This is a genomic window from Streptomyces sp. 3MP-14 (assembly GCF_006334905.2).
Taxonomy (GTDB): domain Bacteria; phylum Actinomycetota; class Actinomycetes; order Streptomycetales; family Streptomycetaceae; genus Streptomyces; species Streptomyces triticirhizae.
Map to the genome: position 1 here is coordinate 90,381 of NZ_VDLZ02000003.1, position 24,966 is coordinate 115,346.

Here is a 24,966-nt window from a genome sequence, read left to right on the forward strand (position 1 = left end):
CGGGCCGCCCGCCGCCGCGAGGGCCGCACGCGCCCCACCCGATCCCGGTGCGCGCGCCGCGCGCCCCCCGTCTGGTGAGACGCCGTTCGCGCCCGCCGCGTTCATCGGGGTTCATCGGTACTCCGCCAGCCGCAGGCCCACGCCGCGCACCGTGCCGGCGGCGGCCAGCAGGGCCAGGCCGACGGCGGCGGCGGGCAGTCCGCCCAGCCAGTTGAGCCCGCTCTGCGCCGCGTCCAGAAACCGCTCCTGCTGAACGGCGACGGCCGCCGACAGCTCGCTGTTCACCCGATCGAAGGACTCGCCGGTCGAGCCCTCGCCCCCGATCACGCGGACGATCGCCTCGTCGTAGTCGCCCGCCAACTCCTCCTCGCGGGCCCCGCCGTGCCGCTCGCGCCACTCGTTGGCCGCGCGGATCGCCTCACCCACCGGCTCCCGCCCCGCGTCCCCGGTCAGGGCGTAGGCCCGGGGCAGCAGCCCCTCACCCAGCCGGTCCGGGGCGGCCAACAGCCGGTCCATGGACGTCAGATAGTCGTCCTCGAAGGTGCTGTCGCCGCCGCGCGAGACCAGGGTCAGGTTCTCCGCGCCGCGCGCCAACAGCGCCTCCGTCCAGGCGTCGTTGAGCGTGGTGAGCGCCTGACCCGCCCCCGTGTCCGCCTCGTTGAGCGAGGACCTGGCCATCGCCTGCGCCCCCACCAGCCACAGCAGCAGCACGGCGGCGGCCGTGGTCGCGGCCACCAGGCCCCGGTTGAGCAGCCGGTTGGTGCGCAGGTAGTGGCGGCGCTGCGCCCAGCCCAGCGCGAGCAGGCTCGCCACGCCGAGCCCCGTCGAGAGCCAGGGCCAGGAGCGGGCGTCGGCCAGGTCGGCGCGGTAGCGGGCGGTCTCCAGCCGGTGCAGGTCGGAGGCCGAGGTCAGCAACGTGCCCTGCATCCGCTCGTCCGCGTACCGCAGATAGGCGCTGCCGAGCGGCAGCCCCTGCCGGTCGTTGGCCCGCGCCGTCTCCACCAGCCCGGTGTAGCGCGGCAGTTCGGCGTTCAGCCGGGCGATCAACGCGGCCGACTGCGGCGAGCCACGGCCACGTTCGGCCGCCGAGACCAGCAGCTCGGAGGCGCGGCTGATGTCCCTGATGTAGCGGTTGCGCACCTCGCTCGGCTCGTCGGCGCCGGCCAGGAAGCCGCTGGCCGCCGTGGTGTTGGCGTCGGCGAGGGAACGGTAGATGCTGGCCGCGTCCCGGCTCAGCGGCTGGCTGCTCTCCCGCGCGGTCCGCGCCGACTCGGCGCGCTCCGCCAGCTGACCGAACGTCATCGCGCCGAACAGCAGCAGCAACCCGGTCAACACCGCGCCGATCAGCCGCAGTCGGCCCGGCTCGGTGCGCAGCGCGGCCCGCAGCCGGCCGGCGTTCTCCCACAGCGCGGCGCGTCGCCGGGGGAGCCCGGGGGGCGTCGCCGGGGGCGCGGGGGACCCGGCCGCGCCCTCGGCGCGCGGTGCCGGGAGAACCGGCGGGCTCGCGGGCGGGGCGGTGGGCGGCTGCGTCACGTGGTGGGCCCTCCCCCTCGCGATGTCGGCATGGGCCTCGGCCGTCAGTATGCCGCTCCGGCCGGGGAGCCACACCGCACTTGCCCGGATCTTGTCGGTTTCGCGATCTTCTTTCGCGCGTTCGCTCCCGATGTGTCACGGATCGCTCGGCGGGCGGACCGAGGCGGGCGCCGGGTCGCCTGCTGCGGGCGCCGGGTCGCCCGACGCGCACGCCCGGGGGAACGGGGGCGCTGGCCCCGGGGGCTCAGAGCCTCATGCCGAGGTAGTCCACGTCCTTCTTCCCCGCCGGGCGCGGCAGTTCGGTGAAGCCGATCCGGTCGTAGAAGGCCCGCGCGTTGGTGTTGGCCGGGTTCATGCTCAGGTGCAGCGCCGGCACCCCGCGCTCCCGCAGCGCGTTGACGAACGTCTCCATCAACCGCCGCCCGAGCCCCTGGCGTTGCCCCTCGGGCAGCAGGTCGATGTGCAGATGCGCCGGGTACTCGGCGGCTATCTCGGGCACCAGCATGTCCTCCGCGTGGTGCAGCAGATACCGCAGCCCGTCGTCCTGCCCGGTCACCGGGGGCGTGGGCGCGGGGAAGCGGTCGGCGACGGTGGGCAGCCACCGGTCGCGGAAGTCCGCGTAGAAGCGGGTGCTGTCGGCGGTGCCGAGGATGTAGCCGATGGCGCGTTCGCCGTTGTCCGCCACGAAGACCAGCTCGGGCTCCAACTCGGCGTAGGGCGTGGCGAAGATCGCCGGGAAGATCTCCGGCTCCGCGTAGCGGCCGGTGGCGTCCTCGCCGGCGTGCGCGGTCCTGACGCAGATGTCGGCCAGGTCGTCGCGGTCGGACGGCCGGTAGCCACGGATGGTGATGGCGGGCTTCGTGCTGGTCATGGCCGCCATTCTGCGCCACCGCGGGTCGCGGCGGGAGGGGCGTTCGGAACCGGAACGCGCCGGGCCCGGGCCGCCACGGCGGCGCTCAGTCGGTGGACTTGACCAGCGAGACCGCCGGCGGGTCGACCTGGGTGATGCCCGCCGTGTCCAGGGCCCGCTTGATGCGCCAGCGCAACTCCCGTTCCACCGGCGGCGCCTGGGTGGGCGGGGTCCGCACCGTGACCTTCAGCACCATCGAGTCCAGCGCCACCGACTCCAGGCCCAACACCTCGACCGGCTCCCACAGCAGCTCGTCCCAGGGCGGCACGGCCGACATCTCCTCGCCGGCCGTCGCGATCAGCTTGCGGACCTGGGTGACGTCGGTGTCCGGCGCGACCGCCACCTCGACGGCCGCCACCGCCCAGCCCTGGCTGAGGTTGCCGACGCGCTTGATCTCCCCGTTCCGCACATACCAGATGGCGCCGTTCTCGCCGCGCAGCGTCGTCACCCGCAGGCCGATCTCCAGCACGGTGCCGGTCACCTCGCCGGCGTCGATGGTGTCGCCGACCCCGTACTGGTCCTCCAGCAGCATGAACATGCCGCTGAGCACGTCCGTCACCAGGTTGCGCGCGCCGAAGCCGATGGCCACGCCGATGATCCCGGCGCTGGCGACCAGCGGGCCGAGCTGGATGCCCAGTTGCGACAGGACCATCAGCCCCGCCGTCCCGAGGATCAGCACCGAGGCGGCGCTGCGCAGCACCGAGCCGATGGCCTCGGAGCGCTGCCGCCGCCGTTCGGCGTTGACCAGCCGGCCGCCGCGCGCCATCCGGCGCCTGCCGTCCTTCTCGTCCTCGCGGTTGAGGCGCGCTATCAGCCGGGTCAGCGCCCGGCGCACCACCAGCCGCACGACGAACGCGATGACCGTGATCAGCAGGATGCGCAGCCCACCGGCCAGCCACGTCTCCCAGTTGTCCATGCCGTCGCCTCCGTCACGTGCCAGCCCCCGCGCAGGCCAACGGTAGTCGGCCGGCCGACCCGCCCCCGGACCTCGAAACCCCGGTGAACGGCGGGTAGCAGGGGAAACTCGGGGGTAGCGGTGGGGCGAGTGTGGTGGATGACACTTGGGGCACATTCCCGGATCGTGGTGGCGCCGGTGGCCCCACCCGGGACACACTGAGGGAGATCGTCCCGGCGCGAGCCACGCGCCGCCGACGGAAACGGAGGGCGTTCGTGCCACACGTCTTGGTCCTCAACGCTTCGTACGAGCCACTGGGCGTCGTGCCGGTCCGGCGCGCGCTGATCCTGCTGCTGAACGACAAGGCCGTCAGTCTGGAGACCTCCGGCCCCCTGGTGCGCAGCGCCAGCCGCGCGATCCCCGCGCCGAGCGTGGTCCGGCTGAAACGCTTCGTTCGCGTGCCCTACCGCACCGCCGTGCCGCTGACCCGACGCGCGCTCTTCGCCCGGGACGGCGGCCGTTGTGCTTACTGCGGCGGCGTCGCCACCAGCGTCGACCATGTGATCCCGCGCAGCCGGGGCGGGCAGCACGCCTGGGACAACGTCGTCGCTGCCTGTCGCAGTTGCAACCACATCAAGGCCGACCGGCAGGTCGCCGAGCTGGGCTGGCGGCTGCGGCACACGCCGGGCCCGCCGTCCGGGCTGGCCTGGCGGATCATCGGCACCGGCCACCGCGACCCACGGTGGCTCCCCTATCTGCGCCCCTACGGGGCCGACGACGCGCTCGCCCGCATAGAGGCGCGCCCCACCCGCAACGGAAAGCCGGCCAAGCCGACCAAGCAGGGCAAGGCGACCAAGCCGGCCAGGCAGGGCAAACCGGCCAGGTCCGGCCTCCAGGGCGCGGCCGCCCCTGGCCAGGTGCCGCAGAGCCCGCTGCCGCAGGGCGCCGGCGCCGAGCGGGTGCAGGTGCCGGCGGAGTCGGCGGAAACCGTCTGAGTCCGTCCGAGTCCGTCCGTGCCGGTCGGGCCGGTTCGGGCCGGCCGGCCCGGGCGTTCCGCCTGGTCGGGCCACCCGATCGGGCGGCCGGCCACCGCCGTGGCGACGGCTCGACCACCGGCTCCGACGACCCGCGCGCCGCCCCTCCCCGGCCGCGAAAACCGACGTTCCCGCTCGCCGGCACCACAAGATTTTCGGCCACCGGGGCGTGAGCTGCGCCGCTTTCCCGTCGCGACCACGGATGCGATGGCGTTCACTGGGTAGAGCAGTACCCAGGACCGTCGCCCTGAGTGAACGTGTGAGTGGACCTCCGAGCGCACTCCGGAGCGACATCCGTCAGCCGTCCATCAGTGAACGGAGTACCCCGTGGCCGTCGCCACTCGGACCCACTGCGAAAGCAAAACCGAAAGCAAGAGCAAACGTCTCAACAGCCTGGCGCCCCCGCCCATGATCGGGGTGCCGGCCCAGGCGGCGGCCCGTGAGCTGCCGCTCACCAGCGAGCCCTCGCCCGGCGACCTCGCCCCCCTCACCTCCGAGCAGCCGCTCGCCGCCGAGCCGCCCCTGGTCGCCGAGCCCAGCGGCCGTGGTGGCGCGGAGGCCATCGGCGTCTGATGGACGCTCTGGCGCGGCTGGCCGCGACCCACGGCGTCGCCACCTCGTACGCCCCCGCCCCGGGCGAGTCGGTCGAGGTGCCCAGGGAGACCGTTCTGGCCGTGTTGCGCGCGCTCGGCGTGGACGCCGAAGGGCCCGACGCGATCAGCGCGGCCCTGGCCAGGGGCGCCGCCGACGCCGGTCGGCTGCTGCCGCCCACCCTGGTCGGCAGCCCCTCGCGCCCCCTCGCCCCGCCCGCCGTGCCCACTGGAACCGAGCTGCGCCTCGTCACGGAGAACGGCGAACGCGGACCGCTGGCCGCCGCCCCGCCCCCCGTCGGCCGGCACACCCTGCACGCCCGCGCGCCCGACGGGCGCACGGCGACCGCCACCGTTCTCGTGCCTCCCGACAGCGCGCCCCTCGCGCGCCGGCGCGAGGTCGGGCTGATGGTCCAGCTCTACTCGCTGCTCTCCCGGCGGTCCTGGGGCATGGGCGACCTGGGCGACCTCGCCGACCTGGCGAGTTGGGCCGGCTCCGTGGGCGGCGTCGGCTTCCTCCAGCTCAACCCGCTGCACGCGGCCGTGCCGCCCGCCGAGGGCGAGGCCGTCGACCCCTCTCCCTACCGGCCGGCCACCCGGCGCTTCGCCGACCCGGTGCATCTGCGGATCGAGGCCGTCCCCGAGTTCGGCTATCTCGACCCGGGGGCGCGCGAACGGATCGAGCCCCTGCTGGCGCGCGCCGCCACGCTCCGGCGCGCGGTGCTGGACGAGCGCCTTCCGATCGACCGGGACGCCGTCTGGGCCGTCAAGCGCGCCGCCCTGGAGATCCTGCGCGAGGTGCCGCTGAGCCCCGGGCGGGCGGCGGCGTTTCATCGCTTTGTCGACTCCTGCGGCCGTTCCCTCACCGACCACGCCACCTGGTGCGCCCTCGCCGAGCGCCACGGCCCCGACTGGCACCGCTGGCCGCCCGGGCTGCGCCGGCCCGACAGCCCCGAGACCGAGGCGGCCCGCGTCGAACACGCCGCCCTGGTCGACTTCCACCGCTGGCTGGCCTGGCTCACCGACACCCAGCTGGCCGGGGCCCAACGCGCCGCGACCGACGCCGGGATGGGCATCGGGCTGCTCCACGACCTCGCCGTCGGCGTCCACCCGGACGGCTCGGACGCCTGGGCCGGCCAGGACGTACTGGCCGGCGGGATGTCGGTCGGCGCGCCGCCGGACGCGTTCAACGAGCGCGGCCAGGACTGGGGGCTGCCGCCCTGGCGCCCCGACGCGTTGGCCGAGACCGGCTACGCGCCCTACCTGGAGCTGGCCGGCGCGCTCGCCCGGCACGCGGGCGGGCTGCGGGTCGACCATGTGATGGGCCAGTTCCGGCTCTGGTGGATTCCCGAGGGCGCCGAGCCGCGCGACGGGACCTATGTCGCCTACGACGCGGACGCCATGCTGGCCGTGCTCTCGCTGGCCGCGCACCGCGCCGGCGCCGTGCTGGTCGGCGAGGACCTGGGCACGGTCGAGCCCGGGGTCCGCGAACGGCTCGCCGAGCGCGGCGTGGCCGGCACCTCGGTGCTCTGGTTCGAACGGCACTGGGACCGCGCGGGGCACCCGCCGCTGGAGCCGGCCGAGTGGCGAACGAACTGCCTGGCCACCGTCACCACCCACGACCTGCCGGCCACCGCCGCCCGCTGGGACGGCTCCGACGTCCGGCTCCGCGAACGCCTGGGCCTGCTCGCCGACCCGGCGGGCGCGGCCGCCGAGTCCGAGGCGGAGCTGGCCGACTGGCTGGAAACCTTCGAACGGATGGGCCTGTTGGGGCCCGCCGGGAGTTCCGGCGCGGGGGCTACCGGCGAGTCCGGCGACGCCGTCGAGGAGGAGGAACGGATCGCCGCCGCCTATCGGTTCCTGGCGCTGACCCCGGCCCGGCTGGTCGGCGTCTGGCTGCCCGACGCGGTGGGGGACCGGCGGCCGCAGAACGTGCCCGGCACCTGGCGGGAGTACCCCAACTGGCGCCTGCCGGTCGCCGATGCCACCGGCCGCCCGGTGACCCTGGAGGAGCTGACCGCCTCCGGGCGGCTGGCCCGTCTGCTGGCCGCCGCCCGCGACCGGGGCCCCTGAGCCGTGCCCGGCGAGGGCGTTGGTTACTGTAAGGGCGTGGTCAACATGAACAAGAAGCGCGCCGTCGCGGTCTCCGTCACCACGGTGCTGCTGACGCTGCTCTCCTCGCCGGCCGCCCACGCGCTGAACCGGGACGACGGCGACGACCCGGGCACCGGCCTGAGCGTCGCCGAGACCCTCGGCCTGTTTGTCGCGGCCCCGCTGCTGCTGTTCGCCGCCATCGCGGCGGCGGTCATCCTGAGCGAACGCCGCTGACCCCTCGCCCCTGGCGGGGCGAGGGGCCTCAACCGGTGCGCGCCGCGCGCGGGCGCGCGCTGCGCCGGGGGCGGAGCGGGGTGTGGCGCGCCGGCACCCGCCATGGCCGCGCGCTGCGCGCCGGCCCGTCGCCTTCTCCTGGGGCACGGTGCCCCAACCGTCTCTCACCGGGCGGCACGACGCCCTGACCGGCTGCCATTGATGCCCACGCGCCGCAGCCGCCGGCCGAGCCGACAACCCGGCCCACCGCCCCCTGCCCTGCCGGGCCTGGGACCGAGGACCGCCGTCCGTGCAGGTGACCCGTTCTCGGCGAGACGCCGGCTGTCGCCGGGCGCGGCTTGGGCCGGGGCCGGGGAACTGTCCGCCCCGGCTGGCCTGTTGTCCCGGCCGTGCCGGTCCTGGGGCCAACGGCCGCCGCCGTCCGTGCAGGGTGGCTCGTTCCCGGCGAGGTGTCTACCGTCGCCGGGTACGGCCGGTGAACCGTCCGACCCCGCTGGCCCGTTACCCCGGCCGTGCTTGTTCCGGGGCCGAGGGGGGCCGCTGTCCGTGCAGGGTGACCCGTTCTCGGCGAGGTGCCGGCTGTCGCCGGGCGCGGCTTGGGCCGGGGCCGGGGAACTGTCCGCCCCCGCTGGCCCTTTGTTCCGGTCCTGCCGGTCCTGGGGCTAACGGCCGCCGCCGTCCGTGCAGGGTGACCGTTCTCAGTGAGGTGCCCTCCGTCACCGGGCACGGCCGGGGCCGGGCTGGGGAACTGTCCGCCCCTGCTGGCCCGTTGTCCCATCCGCGCCGGGCCCAGCGGCCGCAGGTCGCCGCGCCGCGACCCCGCCGTCCGCCGGAGGCAACGCACCGGCGACCCCGCCGTCCGCCGCGCCGCGACCCCGCCGGAGGCGCCCCGCCGCGCCGCGACCCCGCCGTCCGCCGCGCCGCGACCCTGCCGGAGGCGGCCCGCCGCGCCGGCGATCCCGCCACCCGCCGGTCCCGCCACCCGCCGGTCCCGCCGGAGGCGGCCCGCGCCGGCGCCACCGCCCGCCCGCCGGAGGCAACCCGCGCCGCAGGCGCCCCGCTTCGCGTCGGCGGCGGGGCCCCACGGGCCCCGCCGCCCCGGTGCCGCCGCCTCCGGTCAGGCCGCCGCCTCGTCCGCCGCCTGGGCGCGCAGCGCCCGCTCCACGCCCGCGCGCGACTCCGTCACCAGCCGGCGCAGGGCCGCCGACGGCTTCGCCGCCTCCAGCCACGCGTCCGTCGCGTCCAGCGTCTCCTGCGCGACCTGCGTCGTCGGGTAGAACCCGAGCGCGATGCCCTGGCCCGCCTCGTGGCTGCGCCGCTCCCACACGTCGGCGATCACCTCGAAGTACCGGTCCCGGTACGGCGCGAGCAGCTCACGCTGGTCGGTCTGGACGAAGCCCCCGATCGTGGCCTCCCGCACCGCGTTGGGCAGCGACTCGTCGTTAACCACCGCGTCCCAGGCGGCGGCCTTCGCCTCCGCCGTCGGCCGGGCGGCGCGGGCCGCCGCCGCGTGCTCCTCGCCGGCCGAGGTCGGGTCGCGGCGCAGCTCGGCCTCGATGGCCGGCTCGTCGGCCCGCCCGGTGGCGACCAGCCGCCGCAGCAGCGCCCAGCGCAGCTCGGTGTCGACATCCAGCCCGTCGATGGTGACCTCGCCATCCAACAGGCCGGCCAGCACGTCGAGTTCGGCGTCGCTCCTGGCGCTGGCGGCCAGCGCCCGCGCCCAGGCCAGCTGGTGGTCGCTGCCCGGCTCGGCGGCGCGCAGCCGCTCCAGCGCCGCCGCCGACCACCGCGCCAGCCCCTCCTCGCGCCACTCGGGCGCCGCGTAGAGGTCGAGCGCCAGCCGGACCTGGCGGTGCAGCGACTGGACGACGCCGATGTCGCTCTCCTTGCCGATGCCGTTCAACACCAGCGCCAGGTAGTCGCGGGTCGCCAGCTCGCCGTCCCTGGTCATGTCCCAGGCGGAGGCCCAGCACAGGGCGCGCGGCAGTGACTCCGTGAAGTCGCCGACCCGCCGGGTGACCTGGGCGGTGGACTCCGGGTCGAGGCGGACCTTGGCGTAGGAGAGGTCGTCGTCGTTGAGCAGCACGATCGCCGGGCGCGGCCGGCCGACCAGCTCGGGGACCTCGGTCTCCTCGCCGGTGACGTCCAGCTCGATCCGGTGCGTGCGCACCAGCGCCTCGTCCACCGGGTCGTAGAGGCCGACGGCGATGCGGTGTGGGCGCAGCGTGGAGGTGCCCTTGGCGCCGGCCGGCAGCGGCGGGGCCTCCTGGCGGATCACGAAGCGGGTGATCACGCCGTCGGCGTCCACGTCGATCTCCGGGCGCAGGATGTTGATGCCGGCGGTCTCCAGCCAGGCCCTGGACCAGGACGTGAGGTCGCGGCCGCTGGTCTCCTCCAGCGCGGCCAGCAGGTCGGCCAGGCGGGTGTTGCCCCAGGCGTGGCGCTTGAAGTAGGTGCGCACGCCCTGGAAGAACTCGTCCGCGCCGACGTACGCGACCAGCTGCTTGAGCACCGAGGCGCCCTTGGCGTAGGTGATGCCGTCGAAGTTGACCAGGACGTCGTCCAGGTCGGTGATGTCGGCCATGATCGGGTGGGTGGACGGCAGTTGGTCCTGCCGGTACGCCCAGGTCTTCATCTGGTTGGCGAAGCCGGTCCAGGCGTGCGGCCACCGGCTGCCCGGGGCCTGCGCCTGGCAGGCGATGGAGGTGTAGGTGGCGAACGACTCGTTGAGCCACAGGTCGTTCCACCACTCCATGGTGACCAGGTCGCCGAACCACATGTGGGCCAGCTCGTGGAGGATGGTCTCCGCCCTGGCCTCGTAGGCGGCGTCGGTCATCTTGGAGCGGAAGACGTACTGGTCCCTGATGGTGACCGCGCCGGCGTTCTCCATGGCGCCCGCGTTGAACTCGGGGACGAAGAGCTGGTCGTACTTGGCGAACGGGTACGGGTAGTCGAACTGCTCCTCGAACCAGTCGAAGCCCTGCTTGGTGACGGCGAACAGCGCCTCGGCGTCGAGGTGTTCGGCGAGCGAGGGCCGACAGTAGAGGCCGAGCGGAACGGAGCGGCCCTCGCCCTCCCAGGTGTCGTGCACCGCGTGGTAGGGGCCGGCGACCAGCGCGGTCACATAGGTGGAGAGCCGGGGCGTCGGCTCGAAGTGCCAGACGTTGTCGACCGGTTCGGGGGTGGGCGAGTTGGAGATCACGGTCCAGCCCTCGGGGGCGGTGACGGTGAACTCGAACGTCGCCTTGAGGTCTGGCTGTTCGAAGCAGGCGAAGACGCGGCGGGCGTCCGGCACCTCGAACTGGGTGTAGAGGTACGTCTGTTGGTCGACCGGATCGACGAAGCGGTGCAGCCCCTCGCCGGTGTTGGTGTAGGCGCACCGGGCGACGACCAGCAGCTCGTTGGCGCCCTCGACGACGCCGGGCAGCGCGATCCTGGAGTCGGCGAAGACCTCGGCCGGATCGAGGGCGGTGCCGTTGAGCACGACCTCCTCGACCTCGGGCGCGATCAGGTCGATGAACGTGGCCCCGGCGGTGCGCGCGGTGAAGTGGACGGTGGTGCGGGAGCCGAACCGGGGAGAGGCGCCGGCGGACCCGGCGGACCCGGCGGACCCGGTGGCCCCGGTGGACCCGTCGGACCCAGAGGAGGAGGTGCCGCCCTGGGGCGCCCCGGAGATGTCGAGCGCGATCTGGTAGCGATCGACACTGATCAGTTCGGCGCGTTCCTGGGCCTCTTGCCGGGTCAGGTTGGTACCGGGCACCTGGTACTCCTTCTCTGTGTTCTCTGTGTTCTCTGTGCGTCTGCGCGATGGATGTGCGGGTGGGGGGAGGCCGTCGTCCGCGTCATCCTCGCACGGGGCACCGACAGCGGGCCGCCGGCTTTTCACCGGCGGCGGCACGCGGTGCCCCGCGTGCCGGTGCCCGGCGCGTCCAGGTCAGTGGTCAGCGGGGGAGCACCACCACCCAGTCCGTGCCGGGCCGGGTCGCCCCGGCCTGGAGCGCGGCGCGGACGGCGGTCGCCTGCCGCCGCCAGGACGCGTGCAGCGCGCGCGGCGCCACCCGGACCACCGTGACGCCAAGACCCCTGAGCGTCGCCTCGCGCCGCGCGGCCTCCGCCTCGTCCGGCGTCGGCGCGCTGCCGCGCTGCCGGGGCAGCCGGGTGTCCAGCAGCAGTGCGACGGACGCCTCGGGCCAGTAGGCGTCCACATGGCCGAGGAACGGGCCGTCCGGCAGCCACAGCCCCACGTTCCAGCACGGGTCGGGCAGCGCGCCCTGCCGCACCATGTGGAAGAGCAGGTCCTCAGCCACCGGCCGCCCGGCCGCCAGCAGTCCCTCGACCGCCCGCGCCACGGCCGGCTCGTCCAGCCGTCCGGAGTGCTCCAACTCCGCGATCACCGCCCGGGGTTCGCACAGCCCCAGCCGCACCGCCTCGTTCAGGGCGGGGAGCAGCGGGTGCGCGACGGCCGACTCGTCGGCGCCGGGGCCCGGGTGGAGCAGCGCGTCGGCCAGCGCCCTGGCGACGGGCGCGACGGGCAACCCGCCGACCGGCCGCGCCCTGGGCAGCCGCGCGGTGCGCAGGATGCCGACCGGGCCGACCGAACGCAGCCGCCTGGTGTGCGGCACCAGCACGTCGACCCGCCGCAGCGCGGCCGGCGGGCCGACCGAGGTCAGCCCGTGCACGGCCAACGCGGCCCGCCCGGTGATCACCGCCCGCCCGTCGGCCGCGCCCTCGGCGCCCGTGTAGAGCAGCGCCGCCCGCAACAGCTCGTGCCCGTCCGGCGGTTCGGCGTGCAACAGGACCACGCCGGGCAGCGGCATCTGCCACGGGCCGCCCGGGCGGCAGCGGCGTCGGGCGGTGGCGGCCGGGACGCCCTGGGCGCGCAGCGCTTCGAGGGTGGTCAGCGGCGGTGTGGCGGGGGCGGGTTCGGGTTGCCTGCGGGGCGTGAGCGGGACGTCGTGGGTCATGCGTCGGCGATTCCCGCTGGGCGCCCGGCAGGCTACCTCTGTTACACAGCCGTGGAGAAACGGCGACATCCCGCCGCGCTTCGGGCAAATGTTCCCCCACCGGACCCCCTTGCCGCGTGGGGGCTTGCCGCCCGGGACCGGAACGGCGGCGCCGCCGGGGCTCCCGCCCGGGGGGGCCGGGCGCTGCGCGCGGCGTTCCTCGGGCCGGGACTGGAACGGTGCTCGCCGGCTCCGCCGGCCGCGAGGCGGCGCCGCCGAGGCGCGCCGCGCCCTCCCGCGCGCCGCGCCCACGACGACGGCCCCGGCGCCGCCAGGCGGCGGGGCCGTCGTCAGACGTCCGCCGCCTGGGCCCGCAGCGCGCGGGCCAGTTCGTCGCGCGCCTCCAGCACCAGCCGCCGCAGCGCAGGCGGCGCCGCCGCGTGCTCGGCCAGCCACGCGTCGGCCGCCGCCAGCGTCTCCGGCGAGTCCTGGAGCATCGGGAACAGCCCGCGCACCACGGCCATCGCGATCTCGATGGTCCGCTCCCGCCACACGCCCTCGATCGCCGCGAAGTACCGCTCGGCGTACGGCGCCAGCAGCTCCCGCTGCCCGGCCTGCACGAAGCCGTCGATGGTCGCCTCGACCAGCGCGTTGGAGAGCGTGTCGCGTTCCACCACCGCCGTCCACGCCTCCGCCTTCACCCCGGCGTCGGGGCGGGAGGCCAGGCAGCGGACCTGGTGCCGGTTGCCGGACGCGGTGTCGTCCCTGGCCCGCTCGGCGGCGATCTCCGCCTCGCCGGCCCGGCCGGCGGCGGCCAGCGCGCGCAGCAGCAGCCAGCGCAGCTCCTGGTCCACGTCGAGCCCGTCCACCCGCGCCGAGCCGGCGAGCAGCCCGGACACCAGCTGGAAGTCGGCGTCCGAGCTGGCGCAGCCGGCGAAGAACCGCGCCCAGGCCAGCTGGTGGTCGCTCGCCGGCTCGGCGCGCCGCAGCTCGCCGAGCGCCGCCTGCGCCAACTCGCCCTCGCGCGCGCCCCGTCGCCCGGCCGGCGTGTACCAGCGCAGCGCGGTCAGCGCCCAGGCGTGCACCATCTGGAGCACGCTGATCTCGTCCTCCGCGCCCGCGAAGTCCCGCACCAGCGCCAGGAAGTCGCCGGCCGGCAGCAGCGCGTCCCGCGTCATGTTCCACAGCGCCGACCAGCACAGCGCGCGGGCCAGCGGGTCCTCGATGTCGCCGAGGTGGGCGCGGAGGGTGGCCAGCGAGTCGGCGTCGAACCTGGCCTTGCAGTAGCTGAGGTCCTCGTCGTTGACCAGGACCAGCTCCGGCCGCTCGGCGCCGGTCAGCTCCGGCACGGCGGTGAGCGGCCCGGCCACGTCCACCTCGGCGCGCGCGTAGCGGACCAGCGGGCCGACGCCGCCCTCGCGCCGGTAGAGGCCGACGGCGATCCGGTGCGGGCGCAGCGTCGGGTGCTCGGCGGCGGCCTCCTGGCGCACCGCCAGCTCGGTGATCCGCCCGTCCGCCGCGTAACTCACCTCCGGCGTCAGCGCGTTGACCCCGGCGGTCTGGAGCCAGGCGGCGGCCCACTCGGCCATGTCGCGGCCGGAGGTCTCGGCCAGCACGGCCAGCAGGTCGGTCAGGCGGGTGTTGCCGAACGCGTGGCGCTCGAAGTAGCGCCGCGCGCCCTCGAAGAAGGCGTCCCGCCCCACATAGGCGACCAGCTGCTTGAGCACCGAGGCACCCTTGGCGTAGGTGATGCCGTCGAAGTTGAGCTTGGCGTCCTGGAGGTCGCGGATGTCGGCGGTGATCGGGTGGGTGGACGGCAGCTGGTCGGCCTTGTACGCCCACGCCTTGCGGTTGTTGGCGAAACTGATCCAACCCCGGGTGAACTCGGTCGCCTCGGCGAGCGCGAACGTTCCCATGTAGTCGGCGAACGACTCCTTCAGCCACAGGTCGTCCCACCACTCCATGGTGACCAGGTCGCCGAACCACATGTGCGCCATCTCGTGCAGCAGCGTGCTGGCCCGGCCCTGGTAGGCCGCCCTGGTCGTCCGGCCCCGGAAGACGTACTCCTCGCGGAAGGTCACACAGCCCGGGTTCTCCATCGCGCCGATGTTGTACTCGGGCACGAACGCCTGGTCGTACTTGCCGAACGGGTACGGGTAGCGGAAGTGCTCGTGGAAGAAGTCAAGACCCTGCTTGGTGGTGGCCAGGATGCGCTCCGCGTCGAAGTGCGGGGCCAGCGCCCGGCGGCAGAGCGCGCCCAGCGGGATCTCCAGCGTCGAGCCGTCGGGCAGCTTCCCCCGGTAGGTGTCGGCGACATAGTGGTAGGGCCCGGCGACCACGGCGGTGATGTAGGTGGAGATCGGCTGCGTGGTGACGAACGTCCAGGTGGCCGCCGCGCCGCCGGTCAGCTCCTCGCGCCGCTCCCGCGCCCCGTTGCTCAGCACCGTCCAGTGCGCCGGCGCGGTCACCCGGAAGGAGAACGGCGCCTTGAGGTCGGGCTGCTCGAAGTTGGCGAACACCCGGCGCGCGTCGGCCGGTTCGTACTGGGTGTAGAGGTAGGTCTCCCCGTCCTCCGGGTCGGTGAAGTGGTGCAGCCCCTCGCCGGTGTGGCTGTAGGCACAACTGGCGTCCACCACCAGGTGGTTCTCCGCGCGTAGCGCGGGCAGCGCGACGCGGGTTCCGTCGAAGACCTGGTCCACGGTCAGCGACTCCCCGTTGAGGGTCACGGAGTGGACGTGCGGGGCCAGCAGGTCGACGAAGCTGGCGGCGCCCTCCTCGGCGCAGGCGAACCGCACCGAGGTCGTCGAACGGAACGTGCGCGGTCCCTCCGAGGGCGCGGGGTCGGCGGCGGCGCGCAGGTCGAGCGCCACCTCGTAGCCGTGCACGGTCAGCAGCGCGGCCCGCTCGCGGGCCTCCTCGCGGGTGAGGTTCTCTCCTGGCACGCCGGTCGACTCCCTGTTGTCGCGGTTCCTCGGCGCCCGGCCTGGACAAGGCGCGTGGCCGGTCGGCCGCGCGGCACGGGCGCGTGTCAGCATGTCACGCGAGCCCGAGGCGGCGCACGGTGGAATGGGATCGGCCGACGTCGTGTTGGTCACCAGCGAACCGGCCCGCGACACGAGGAGAGACACCATGGCCGAGAACACCGCCGCCGAGCCGGTAACGGCGGACTTCTGGTTCGATCCGCTCTGCCCCTGGGCGTGGATGACGTCGCGTTGGATGCTGGAGGTCGAGAAGGTCCGCCCGGTGCGGGTGCGCTGGCATGTGATGAGCCTGGCCGTGCTCAACGAGCCGAAGATGGACGAGCTTCCCGAGGAGTACCGGGAGGGCCTGCGGAACGCCTGGGGCCCGGTGCGGGTGTGCGTCGCGGCCGAGCAGGAGCACGGCGGCGAGGTGCTCGGCTCGCTCTACACCGCGCTCGGCGTCCGCTTCCACCACCGGAAGCTGCCGCAGAACCGCGGGACCATCGCCGACGCGCTGACCTCCGTCGGGCTGCCGGCCGAGCTGGCCGACGCCGCCAACAGCGACCGCTACGACGTCCGGCTGCGCGCCTCCCACAAGGAGGGCATCGACCTGGTCGGCCAGGACGTCGGCACCCCGGTGATCGCGGTGCCGGGCGCCGACGGGCGGCAGATCGCCTTCTTCGGCCCGGTGGTGACCCCGGCCCCCAAGGGCGAGGCCGCCGCACGGCTCTGGGACGGCACCCTGATGGTGGCCAGCACCCCCGGCTTCTACGAGATCAAGCGCACCAGGGACGTCGGGCCCCAGTTCGACGATGTGGAGGACTAGGTTCTACGGAAAGGCCTCCCCGAACGAGACGGCCCCCGCGCGTTGCCTCCGCGCGGGGGCCGCTCCCTTGCCGGCCCGTCCACCCCGGTGGGGCGTGAGAAGACGATCGGACGGACCGGGGGCCTGTGCCCGTGGGCGTGCGGCGCGCCTCAGGGCGCCAGCGTCAGCGACGCCGCGTTGGTCTTGGCGGCCGTGTAACGGGCGGCCACGTCCTGCCAGTTGACCACGCGCCACATCGCCTCGACGAAGTCGACCTTCTGGTTCCGGTACTGGAGGTAGAAGGCGTGCTCCCAGGCGTCGAAGACCAGCAGCGGCACGGAGCCCTGGCCGACGTTCCCCTGGTGGTCGTAGATCTGCTCCACCACCAGCCGCTCGCTGACCGGCTCGAAGGCCAGCACGCCCCAGCCCGAGCCCTGGGTGGTGGCCGCCGCCTTGGAGAGCTGGGCCTTGAAGCGGGCGAAGGAGCCGAAGGACTCGGCGATGGCGTCGGCCAACTCGCCCGTGCCGTCCTTCTCCAGCGGCTCGCCCCCGCCGTCGCCGGTCATGTTGCGCCAGTAGATGGAGTGCAGGATGTGGCCGGAGAGGTGGAAGGCGAGGTTCTTCTCCAGCCCGTTGATCGAGTCCCAGACGTCCTTGTCGCGTGCCTCGGCGAGCCGCTCCAGGGTGTCGTTGGCGCCCTTCACGTAGGACGCGTGGTGCTTGTCGTGGTGCAGTTCGATGATCTCCCCGCTGATGACCGGCTCCAGGGAGGCGTAGTCATAGGGGAGGTCGGGGAGCGTGTAGGTGGCCATACCGTTGCCTGTCTCCACTAATTGCGAGCGATATGCAATAGCGTCAACGTATCAGCCGGAGCCCGCAAGGGGGCGGCTCGCAACGCGGGCGAGCCGGCGATCCCGCCGGCGGCTCCCGAAAGCGCGGATCTCCGTACGTCCGACGGTCAACTCCGGTACCTCCGCGAGCAACTCGCTACGCATGGCGATCAGTGTCGGCAAACTCACGCCGCCCCCACCACCGCCTTCGGCTAGCGTCGACGGGTCCCGCTCGATCGAAGCTCTGGAGTAGCCCCATGAGTTCAGCCCTCGTCGCCGGCCGGCCACGCGCCGTCCTCGCCGATCTGCTGCCCGCCGCCAGCGCGCCCGCCGCGCGGGTGCGCGACGCCGCGCTGGTCGTCGGCGGCGCCGCGCTCACCGGGATCGCGGCCCAACTCTCGCTGCCCGTCCCCGGATCGCCCGTGCCCGTCACCGGCCAGACCTTCGCCGCGCTGCTCATCGGCGCCTCCTTCGGCCCGGCCCGCGCCATGCTGTCCATGACGCTCTACGTCCTCGCCGGCATGGCCGGCACGCCCTGGTTCTCCGAGGGCACCTCCGGCTACGGGATGCCCTCCTTCGGCTATCTGATCGGCATGACGCTGGCCGCCGTCGTCGTCGGCGAGCTGGCCCGCAGGGGCGGGGACCGCACCGTGGTGCGCACCGTCGCCACCATGGCCCTGGGCAGCGCGCTGATCTACGGGGTCGGCGTTCCCTACCTGGCGCTGGCCACCGGGATGTCGGCGAGCGAGGCGGTCGCCGCCGGGCTCACCCCGTTCCTGCTCGGCGACGCGCTCAAGGTCGCGCTCGCCATGGGCGCCCTGCCGGCGGCCTGGCGGCTCGTCGGCCGCCGGCGCCCAGAGGCGGACTGACCCCGACGACGGCCGGGAGCCGGCGGCGAACCGCCGCCGGCGCCGTGCCATATTGGGGGCCATGCGCGTCTACCTGGCCTCCGACCACGCCGGCTTCGAGTTGAAGAACCACCTGGTCGACTGGCTGACCCAGCACGGACACTCACCGGTCGACTGCGGCCCCCACCACTACGACGGGGACGACGACTACCCCCCGTTCTGCCTCCGCGCCGCCGAGCGGGTCGCGGCCGACCCCGGCTCCCTGGGCGTGGTCATCGGCGGCTCGGGCAACGGCGAGGCCATCGCGGCCAACAAGGTGCGCGGCGTGCGCTGCGCCCTCGCCTGGAGCGAGGAGACCGCCCGCCTGGGCCGCGAACACAACGACGCCAACGTGCTGAGCGTCGGCGCCCGGATGCACACCGCCGACGAGGCCACCTCGTTCGTCGCCGTCTTCCTCGACACCGACTACTCCGGCGCCGCCCGGCACAGCCGCCGCATCGCCATGCTCGACGGCTACGAGGCCGACGGCACCCTGCCCCCGCTCCCCGAAGCCGAAGAGCAGGGCTGATGCCCGAGGGCCACGTGATCCACCGGCTGGCCGCCGACTACCGGGAACGGTTCGCCGGCCGGCCGGTGCGGGTGGACAGCCCGCAGGGCAAGTTCGCCGACGCCGCCGCCCTGCTGGACGGCCAGCCGCTGGACGCCGCCGAGGCCTGGGGCAAGCACCTGTTCCTGGGCTTTCCAGGGGACCCGCTGATCTGGGTCCACGTCCACCTCGGCCTCTACGGCAAGGTCGCCTTCGGCACCGGCCCCGTGCCGCCACCCGTCGGCCAGATACGGCTGCGGCTGGCCAACGACGCGCACTGGGCCGAGCTGCGCGGCCCCAACACCTGCGCGCTGCGCACCGATCAGGAACGGGCCGCCGTCGCCGCCCGCCTCGGCCCCGACCCGCTGCGCGCCGACGCCGACCCGGAACGCGCCTGGCGCCGGATCTCCGCCAGCCGCTCGGCCGTCGCCACCCTGCTGATGGACCAGGCCGTCATCGCCGGCGTCGGCAACGTCTACCGCGCCGAGGTCCTCTTCCGACACGGCATCGACCCCTACCGGCCGGGACGCGACCTCGACCGGGCCGAGTGGACGGCCTGTTGGGCCGACCTGGTCGCGTTGATGCGCGAGGGCGTCCGGCTCGGCCGCATCGACACCGTGCGCCCCGAGCACACCCCCGAGGCGATGGGCCGGCCGCCGCGCGTCGACGACCACGGCGGCGAGGTCTACGTCTACCGCAGGGCCGGCCAGCCCTGCCTGGTCTGCGCCGCCCCGGTGGCCACCGCCAGGCTCGCCGCGCGGAACCTGTTCTGGTGCCCGCGCTGCCAACCCCGTTGAGACTGCCGGATGTCGGCCCCGGCCCGTATCCTCGGGCGCACCGGGTGGGAGCGGGCGAGAGGGCGTGAAGCGATGGCGTTAGGACGCGGCCTAGAAGCCGTGCGGCAGCCAGGGCGCCACGGGATGGCCGAAGGCCGTCGACGCCGGCGTCAACGCCCCCGCGCGCGCCTCGCCGACCTGCCCGGCCGCCGCCAGCGCCGCCAGCGTCGAGCCGCCCAGATAGGCGGCGCCCAACGCCCGCACGTCCAGCTCCAGTTCCGCCGGGTCCGTGGTGCGCTCGCAGACCGCGCCGCCCGGCCCGCCGGACAGCCGCCAACGCCCCTCGTTCCACGGGCAGAACGCGTCCCGCACCGCCAGCACCACGTCGACCCCGGCCGCGTACCGGCGGGCCGCCAGCGCCGCCCCGACGTCCACCAGCCGCAGATGCAGCCGGTCCCGCAGCTGGAGGTCGCTGCGGCGCACATCGCTCAGCAGATGCACCAGCGGATCGTCCACCGGGCGCCCCACCAGCTCCACCCGGTCGGTCAGGTCGAGCCCCAACAGATAGCGCAGCAGCGCCGCGTGGGCGGCCGGGTCCACCGCGTCCAGATCCCGCACCAGCACCGCGCCGCTGGGCACCGCCCGGTCCCACTCCACCTTCAGCGCGTAGCGCGCGTAGCCCACCGGCCGGCCGTCCCGCTCCGCCACCACACACCGCCGCTCGGACGCGCCGCCCCGCTCGCCCGGCGGGTCGAGCAGCACCGAACGCTCCCAGCCCGGCCGGCGCTCCAGCATCCCCGGCCGCCGGGGCACCAGTTGGGCGTAGACCTCCTCGCACCGCGCGAGGGCCTCGGCAGGCGTCGTCACCGTCAGCCGCACCTCGTCGGTGCCCGGCGGCGGCGCGGCCACGCCGACCCGGTGCTTGGGCACCCGCGCGGAGAGCGAGTGCGCCGCGATCCCATAGCCGAACCGCCCGTAGATCGGCGCCTCGGCCGCGGTCAGCGCGGAGAGCGCCTCGCCCCGCTCGCGCGCCGCCGCCAGCCCGCGCTCCATCATCCGCCGCAGCAACCCCCGCCTGCGGTGGGTGCCGGCCACCGAGACCATGGTCACCCCGCCCGTCTCCACCACCGCCCCGCCCGGCACCGAAAGGCCCAGCGCGAACTCGCCGTAGGTGCCGACCACCCGGCCCTCGTCGAAGACGCCGAGCGAACGGTCCAGCAGGGCCAACTCCCGCCACAGCCCCCGCTCCTCGGGCGACTCCGGCACCCCGCCGAAGGCCCACTCCAGGGCGTCGTACCAGGGGTCCCACTCCTCGGCGGTGATCCGCCGCAGCTCGATGGTCATGACGCCATCCCTACCAAGGCGTACGCCGCGCGGCGAGGACTTTTCCACCGCTCGCCGCCGGCCGCCCCCGAGCGCCCCTGCCGACCCCACGCACGGATGTCCGAGCGCCCCAGAGGTTCGACGTGGCCGTGATCCGGTGGATAAGGTCCCACACCATGACACGCCGAAGCCTGGCGGCCACGCCGAAGGAGAGCCGGCGGGAGCGGCTTCGCAAGGCGTTCCACCGGGCGCGCGTCGGAGTGCGCCGCTCCGCCGTCGACTACTTCAGGGGCGGCGGCTCGGACTGGATCGCCTTCAGCGCCCTGCTGTGCTCCATCCCGCTGCTGGCCCTGTCCACCGCGAGCTGGCCCGAGTGGTGCCCGCCCGAGGCGCTGCTGCTGCCGCTGGTCGCGGCCGGGCTGCTGCTGCGCCCGGCCAGCCTGTTGGGGCTCTACGCGGCGGCGGCCTTCGCGCTGGTGCTGGAGACCGCGCTGATCGACGCCGAACGCTCGGCGCCCGACCCGGTCACCCCGGGAACGATCCTGCTGGTCGCGGCCGTCGCCCTGATCGGGCTGCTGATCGCCCAGTTCCGCAGCCGGGTCGGCGTGCCCTGGCGGCGCGGCCACACCATGCTCTTCGACCTGCGCGAGCGGATCAGGGCGCAGAGCGCGCTGCCCTCGCTGCCGGACGGCTGGCACCACGAGATGTCGCTGCGCCCGGCCGGCGGGCAGTCGTTCTCCGGCGACTTCGTCGTCGCGGCCCGAACGGGCCCCGACCGCCGCACCCTTGAGGTCGTCCTCACCGACGTCTCCGGCAAGGGCATGGACGCGGCCTCCCGTTCGCTGCTGCTGTCGGGCGCCTTCGGCGGGCTGCTCGGCTCGCTGCCGCCGCACGGCTTCCTGCCGGCGGCCAACGGCTATCTGCTGCGGCAGAACTGGCAGGAGGGCTTCGCCACCTCCATCCACCTGGTGCTCGACCTGGACACCGGCGACTTCGAGCTGCTCTCGGCCGGCCACCTCCCGGCGCTCCAGCTGAACGCGGGCACCGGCCGCTGGCAGGAGATCACCGCCGACGGGCCACTGCTGGGGGTGTACGACGGGGCCGAGTTCCACCCGGCCAAGGGCACGCTGCGGCGCGGCGACGTGCTGATGCTCTTCACCGACGGCCTGGTCGAGCGCCCCGACCAGGACCTGGCCGACGGCATCGACCGGCTCACCGGCGCCGCCGACCGCTATGTCGCCACCGGCTTCCGCAACACGGCCTGGCACCTGATCGAGGCGGTCGCCAAGGACGTCAACGACGACCGCGCGCTGGTGCTGATCGGCCGCGAGTAGCCCGGCAGGGCCGCGCCCCTGCCGGGCGGGTCGGGGTCCCCTGGAGGAGTGGCCGCCCCCAGCGGGCTGATCACTCTCCGGTGTTGATCTGCGCACGTTCCGTCGCCGCCGGCTGAGCTGCGTCAACGCGGCCCCGGCGCCGCCCGCGCTGGGCCGAACGGCCGGCGCGGCGCCCCCGGGGCGGGATGCGACGCGCCCGCCGCTGGCCTTGGCTCGGGTCCATGAGCGATCCGCGCAGAAGCCTTCGACCGCCGAGAGCCCTGAGCACGCCGAGCACGCCGCGCACGCTGAGCACCCTGCGGAGGATGGGCACCGGCCGCCACGCCTTCGTCGCCATCCTGACCAGGCGGCTCGCCCGCCCCCTGGCCGGCCTGCGGCCCTCCCGCCCCTCCGGCCGGTGGGCCGCCGGCTGCACCCTGCTGGGCGCGGTGGCGATAGCTGGCCCCTGGGCGGTGACGGCGATCGGGCAGGAGGACGAGGGGCCGGCGGCCCGCACCGGCGAGATCCGGCAGTTCCTCGGCGGCATCGGCGACGCGGCCATCGGCGCGCACCGTGGACTGGGGCCCTACTACGGCCCGTTGGCCGAGCAGGGCTGGAACGAGCCGTTCCAGCCCTGGTACTGGCACCCGACGGCCGGCCCGGAGTGGGCGCTGCCGGTCACCGGCTACCCGGTCTCGGCCCGGTACGGCATCCCGGGCGGCTGGGCCGCCGGCTACCACACGGGCGTCGACTTCGCGGCCCCGGTCGGAACGCCGGTGCACTCCGTCGGCCCCGGCCGGGTGATCGAGACGGGCTACTCGGGCGACTACGGCAACGCCGTCACCGTCGCCATGGACGACGGGCACTTCACGCTCTACGCCCACCTGGACTCCATCGCCGTCGAGCCCGGCCAGTCGGTCACCGCCGAGAGCTGGCTGGGCGACTCCGGCAACACCGGCCGCTCCACGGGCCCGCACCTGCACTTCGAGGTGCGCACCAGCAACGTCTACGGCAGCGACATCGACCCGCTGAGCTATCTGGTCGGGCACGGCGTCGAGATCGGCTGACCGGCGGGGCGGGCGCCGAAACCGCCCGCCCCGCGCGTCAACCGGCCTTGATGGGACGGCGGTTGCCGCCCGCGTCGTTCGAGGAACGCCCCGCGCGACCGGACCCGCCGTCAGCCGACCCGCCGCGCCCGGCGGCGCGGAACGCCCAGTCCATCCTCGGCTCCACCATGAACCGGAAGACCCGACGCACCGGCGCGGTGCACAGCAGGGTGACCACGGCGGCGCCGATCAGCGTCACCCCGATCCGGCCGGCCGGCGTGTGCACCCAGGCCACGTCGTACCACTCCCACCAGCGCGAGGCCTTGGCCACGAAGCCGTGGAGCAGATAGCCGTAGATGGTGCCGGCGCCCAGCGCGGTGAACCAGCGGTGCCGGGCCGGCACCCAGGACAGGAAGCAGACGGTCAGCAGCAGGCCGCAGCCGAACAGGGCCAGGCTCATCACCACGCCGGCCCACCACTCGAAGCCGAGGTCCTGCGCGGCGGCGCTGCGGTAGAACCAGGCGGAGTCCATCCTGGGCACCGACCAGTAGGCGGTGACCAGCGCGCAGAGGAACACCGGCAGCGCCAGCAGCCGCACCTCGCGCCGGCGGACCAGCTCGAAGTGCTCGGGGCGCAGCCGCATCCCCAGCACGAAGAAGGGGAGGAACTGGAGCACCCGCTGGATGTTGAGGTCGTTGCCCAGCGAGGGCGCGAAGCTGGCCAGGGCGGCGACCGTCAGCGCGATCGGCATCGGCCAGCGCACGATGTGCCACAGCGGTGCCGTGATCCGCCAGACGAACAGCGCGATCAGGAACCAGGTGAGGTAGTAGGGGTCCAGGAGCGCGAAGGGGTGGTCAGGGTCGTCGGTGCCCCAGCGCTTGAACAGCACATAGGCGACACCGAAGATCAGGTAGGGCACCAGCACGCCGCTGACCAGCCGCTTGAGCTGGTCGGGCCGGCCGGTGAAGTTCCGCGAGAAGTAGCCGGCGACGAGGATGAACGCCGGCATGTGGAACGCGTACACGAAGTTGTAGAGGGCCGCCGCCGTGCGGGAGTCGTCCCGCAGCGGGGTCCATGCGTGGCCGATCGCGACCAGCACGATCGCCAGGTACTTCGCGTTGTCGAAGAAGGGGTCGCGTGCGTTGACCCGGGCCTGACCGTCCGTGACTGTCGGTGGGGGGACAGCCTTCGTCGCCCGGACCTCGGGCAAGGGGGCTCGTTGGTTACGGACGTGCAACATTGTCCGCACGATAGCGCTTCCTCAGGTGATCCGTACATTCGCCAACCCGAATAAGGGAATCTTGAGAGGGATTCGACTGATGAAACGAAAACCCAAGAGTGGTGGAGGTCACGTTCCCTGTCCGTAATCACGCGATTTGACCGGATTAATTGGTGTGTTTCGGGCCGCTCAACGCTCTCCCGACGGTCCCTCCCGTGCCCGGCGAATGACGCCTTCCGGCCCCCGGCGGCGTGATCCCGAACACGGTCGGCGGGCCACCGGAATTGCCGAAGCGGGACGGACGCGGTGGCTAACGGACGGATAACGGGCACAACGTCGCCCAACACCCCGTGGCCGCCGCCCGATCGGGGCCCTCGGAGGGTCATCCTCCTCCGCTGGCCCGCCAGTTGATGGCACGATGGTGCCTGCGGGGGTGCGGCGGCCGTGGTCAAGCCCCTGACGGAGCAGTGGCGACCTTCCGAAGGTGTGATCAGTTGTGGTTATCTCGTTCTCTCTGGCCCTGCTGTTCGGCGTGATCATGTTCTTCATGATCCGAAGCGGGGCGGTCAAGTGGGGACCGGCCATCGTGGCGATCCTCTTCGGCTTCTCCCTCGCCTCCACCGGCGCCGCCGACCCCATAAACAGCTTCCTGGAGTCGATCACCAACGCCGTCGACGAGGTGGACGGCTCCATCAACAGCTCGCCCTGAGCCCCACCCCGGTCGGCCCCCACGCGCGGCACGGAGGAAACACGAGGGCCCGGCTCCCCGAGAGGGGCCGGGCCGGAGTGCGGAGAAGAGCGGGCGACGGGAATCGAACCCGCGTAGCTGGTTTGGAAGACCAGGGCTCTACCATTGAGCTACGCCCGCCGGCGGGAGCGTCGGCTGCCGTGTTCACCACGGACCGCTCCCGAACGCATCGCATCGTACCAGCGCCCAACGCCCGCCCCGATCGGGCGAGATCACCGCCCGGCGCGGCGCGGGGCCCCGGCAAGGCCCCGGCCTGCCGCCCTGTACCCTACGTATCGC

19 protein-coding genes, 1 tRNA gene and 1 pseudogene are annotated in these 24,966 nt (G+C 74.2%); 11 read left to right on the forward strand and 10 right to left on the reverse strand.

The window, feature by feature from the left end; translation table 11 throughout:
* Positions 1-111 precede the first annotated feature (111 nt).
* From FH609_RS05050 to FH609_RS05060, 3 genes are all read right to left on the reverse strand, one after another.
* Positions 112-1,533 carry a hypothetical protein gene (locus FH609_RS05050; protein WP_139665975.1) on the reverse strand — a complete coding sequence of 474 codons (1,422 nt, stop codon included), beginning with the start codon at positions 1,531-1,533 and terminating at the stop codon, positions 112-114.
* Positions 1,534-1,777: 244 nt separating this feature from the next.
* Entirely contained in the window at positions 1,778-2,404 is a 627-nt protein-coding gene (locus FH609_RS05055; RefSeq protein WP_139665976.1) for a GNAT family N-acetyltransferase, read from the reverse strand.
* Positions 2,405-2,489: 85 nt separating this feature from the next.
* Positions 2,490-3,359, reverse strand: coding sequence for a mechanosensitive ion channel family protein (locus FH609_RS05060; RefSeq protein WP_139665977.1), 870 nt, complete (start codon positions 3,357-3,359; stop codon positions 2,490-2,492).
* Between the two features lie 254 nt (positions 3,360-3,613).
* Here FH609_RS05060 and FH609_RS05065 point away from each other — a divergent pair.
* The 4 genes and pseudogenes from FH609_RS05065 to FH609_RS05075 form a co-directional block, all read left to right on the forward strand.
* Positions 3,614-4,138, forward strand: a pseudogene (locus tag FH609_RS05065) (HNH endonuclease); the annotation flags it as partial.
* 642 nt (positions 4,139-4,780) lie between these two features.
* The gene (locus FH609_RS30920) at positions 4,781-4,945 is read left to right on the forward strand and encodes a hypothetical protein (protein ID WP_193317775.1); all 165 of its coding nucleotides are present in this window, start codon (positions 4,781-4,783) and stop codon (positions 4,943-4,945) included.
* Positions 4,945-7,035, forward strand: coding sequence for a 4-alpha-glucanotransferase (gene malQ, locus FH609_RS05070; protein ID WP_139665978.1), 2,091 nt, complete (start codon positions 4,945-4,947; stop codon positions 7,033-7,035). Before FH609_RS30920 ends, malQ begins: the two co-directional genes overlap by 1 nt.
* A gap of 45 nt (positions 7,036-7,080) precedes the next feature.
* Complete coding sequence (locus tag FH609_RS05075; RefSeq protein ID WP_139666252.1) at positions 7,081-7,290, forward strand: hypothetical protein; 210 nt, start codon at positions 7,081-7,083, stop codon at positions 7,288-7,290.
* Positions 7,291-8,407: 1,117 nt separating this feature from the next.
* On the opposite strand, the gene pepN (FH609_RS05080) is transcribed toward FH609_RS05075, so the two are convergent.
* The 3 genes from pepN (FH609_RS05080) to pepN (FH609_RS05090) form a co-directional block, all read right to left on the reverse strand.
* Entirely contained in the window at positions 8,408-11,050 is a 2,643-nt protein-coding gene (pepN, locus tag FH609_RS05080) for an aminopeptidase N (RefSeq protein ID WP_139665979.1), read from the reverse strand.
* Positions 11,051-11,231: 181 nt separating this feature from the next.
* A complete protein-coding gene (locus FH609_RS05085) occupies positions 11,232-12,254 on the reverse strand; it encodes a hypothetical protein (protein ID WP_139665980.1) in 1,023 nt (340 codons plus the stop codon).
* A 329-nt stretch (positions 12,255-12,583) separates the two neighbouring features.
* Positions 12,584-15,175: an aminopeptidase N gene (gene pepN, locus FH609_RS05090; protein ID WP_139665981.1), complete on the reverse strand. Its 2,592-nt coding sequence runs from the start codon at positions 15,173-15,175 to the stop codon at positions 12,584-12,586.
* A 187-nt stretch (positions 15,176-15,362) separates the two neighbouring features.
* On the opposite strand from pepN (FH609_RS05090), the gene FH609_RS05095 reads away from it, so the two are divergent.
* Positions 15,363-16,019, forward strand: coding sequence for a DsbA family protein (locus FH609_RS05095; protein ID WP_139665982.1), 657 nt, complete (start codon positions 15,363-15,365; stop codon positions 16,017-16,019).
* Positions 16,020-16,168: 149 nt separating this feature from the next.
* On the opposite strand, the gene FH609_RS05100 is transcribed toward FH609_RS05095, so the two are convergent.
* Positions 16,169-16,810, reverse strand: coding sequence for a superoxide dismutase (locus tag FH609_RS05100; RefSeq protein ID WP_139665983.1), 642 nt, complete (start codon positions 16,808-16,810; stop codon positions 16,169-16,171).
* A 275-nt stretch (positions 16,811-17,085) separates the two neighbouring features.
* Between FH609_RS05100 and FH609_RS05105 the strand changes: the two genes are divergently transcribed.
* The 3 genes from FH609_RS05105 (at position 17,086) to FH609_RS05115 (ending at position 19,059) form a co-directional block, all read left to right on the forward strand.
* On the forward strand, positions 17,086-17,697 hold the full coding sequence (locus tag FH609_RS05105) for a biotin transporter BioY (protein WP_139665984.1): 612 nt from the start codon (positions 17,086-17,088) through the stop codon (positions 17,695-17,697).
* 61 nt (positions 17,698-17,758) lie between these two features.
* Positions 17,759-18,244, forward strand: coding sequence for a ribose-5-phosphate isomerase (locus FH609_RS05110; RefSeq protein ID WP_122182322.1), 486 nt, complete (start codon positions 17,759-17,761; stop codon positions 18,242-18,244).
* Complete coding sequence (locus FH609_RS05115; protein WP_139665985.1) at positions 18,244-19,059, forward strand: Fpg/Nei family DNA glycosylase; 816 nt, start codon at positions 18,244-18,246, stop codon at positions 19,057-19,059. Before FH609_RS05110 ends, FH609_RS05115 begins: the two co-directional genes overlap by 1 nt.
* A gap of 90 nt (positions 19,060-19,149) precedes the next feature.
* On the opposite strand, the gene FH609_RS05120 is transcribed toward FH609_RS05115, so the two are convergent.
* Positions 19,150-20,382: a GNAT family N-acetyltransferase gene (locus FH609_RS05120; RefSeq protein ID WP_139665986.1), complete on the reverse strand. Its 1,233-nt coding sequence runs from the start codon at positions 20,380-20,382 to the stop codon at positions 19,150-19,152.
* Between the two features lie 155 nt (positions 20,383-20,537).
* On the opposite strand from FH609_RS05120, the gene FH609_RS05125 reads away from it, so the two are divergent.
* On the forward strand, positions 20,538-21,695 hold the full coding sequence (locus FH609_RS05125) for a PP2C family protein-serine/threonine phosphatase (RefSeq protein ID WP_122182319.1): 1,158 nt from the start codon (positions 20,538-20,540) through the stop codon (positions 21,693-21,695).
* 305 nt (positions 21,696-22,000) lie between these two features.
* Positions 22,001-22,741, forward strand: coding sequence for a M23 family metallopeptidase (locus tag FH609_RS05130; RefSeq protein WP_139665987.1), 741 nt, complete (start codon positions 22,001-22,003; stop codon positions 22,739-22,741).
* Positions 22,742-22,778: 37 nt separating this feature from the next.
* Here FH609_RS05130 and FH609_RS05135 read toward each other — a convergent pair whose 3' ends face one another.
* Positions 22,779-23,960: an acyltransferase family protein gene (locus FH609_RS05135; protein ID WP_139665988.1), complete on the reverse strand. Its 1,182-nt coding sequence runs from the start codon at positions 23,958-23,960 to the stop codon at positions 22,779-22,781.
* Positions 23,961-24,435: 475 nt separating this feature from the next.
* Here FH609_RS05135 and FH609_RS05140 point away from each other — a divergent pair, with 475 nt between their 5' ends.
* Complete coding sequence (locus tag FH609_RS05140; RefSeq protein ID WP_122182316.1) at positions 24,436-24,648, forward strand: hypothetical protein; 213 nt, start codon at positions 24,436-24,438, stop codon at positions 24,646-24,648.
* An 88-nt stretch (positions 24,649-24,736) separates the two neighbouring features.
* Here FH609_RS05140 and FH609_RS05145 read toward each other — a convergent pair.
* Positions 24,737-24,807 (reverse strand) — tRNA-Gly (locus FH609_RS05145).
* Positions 24,808-24,966 lie beyond the last annotated feature (159 nt).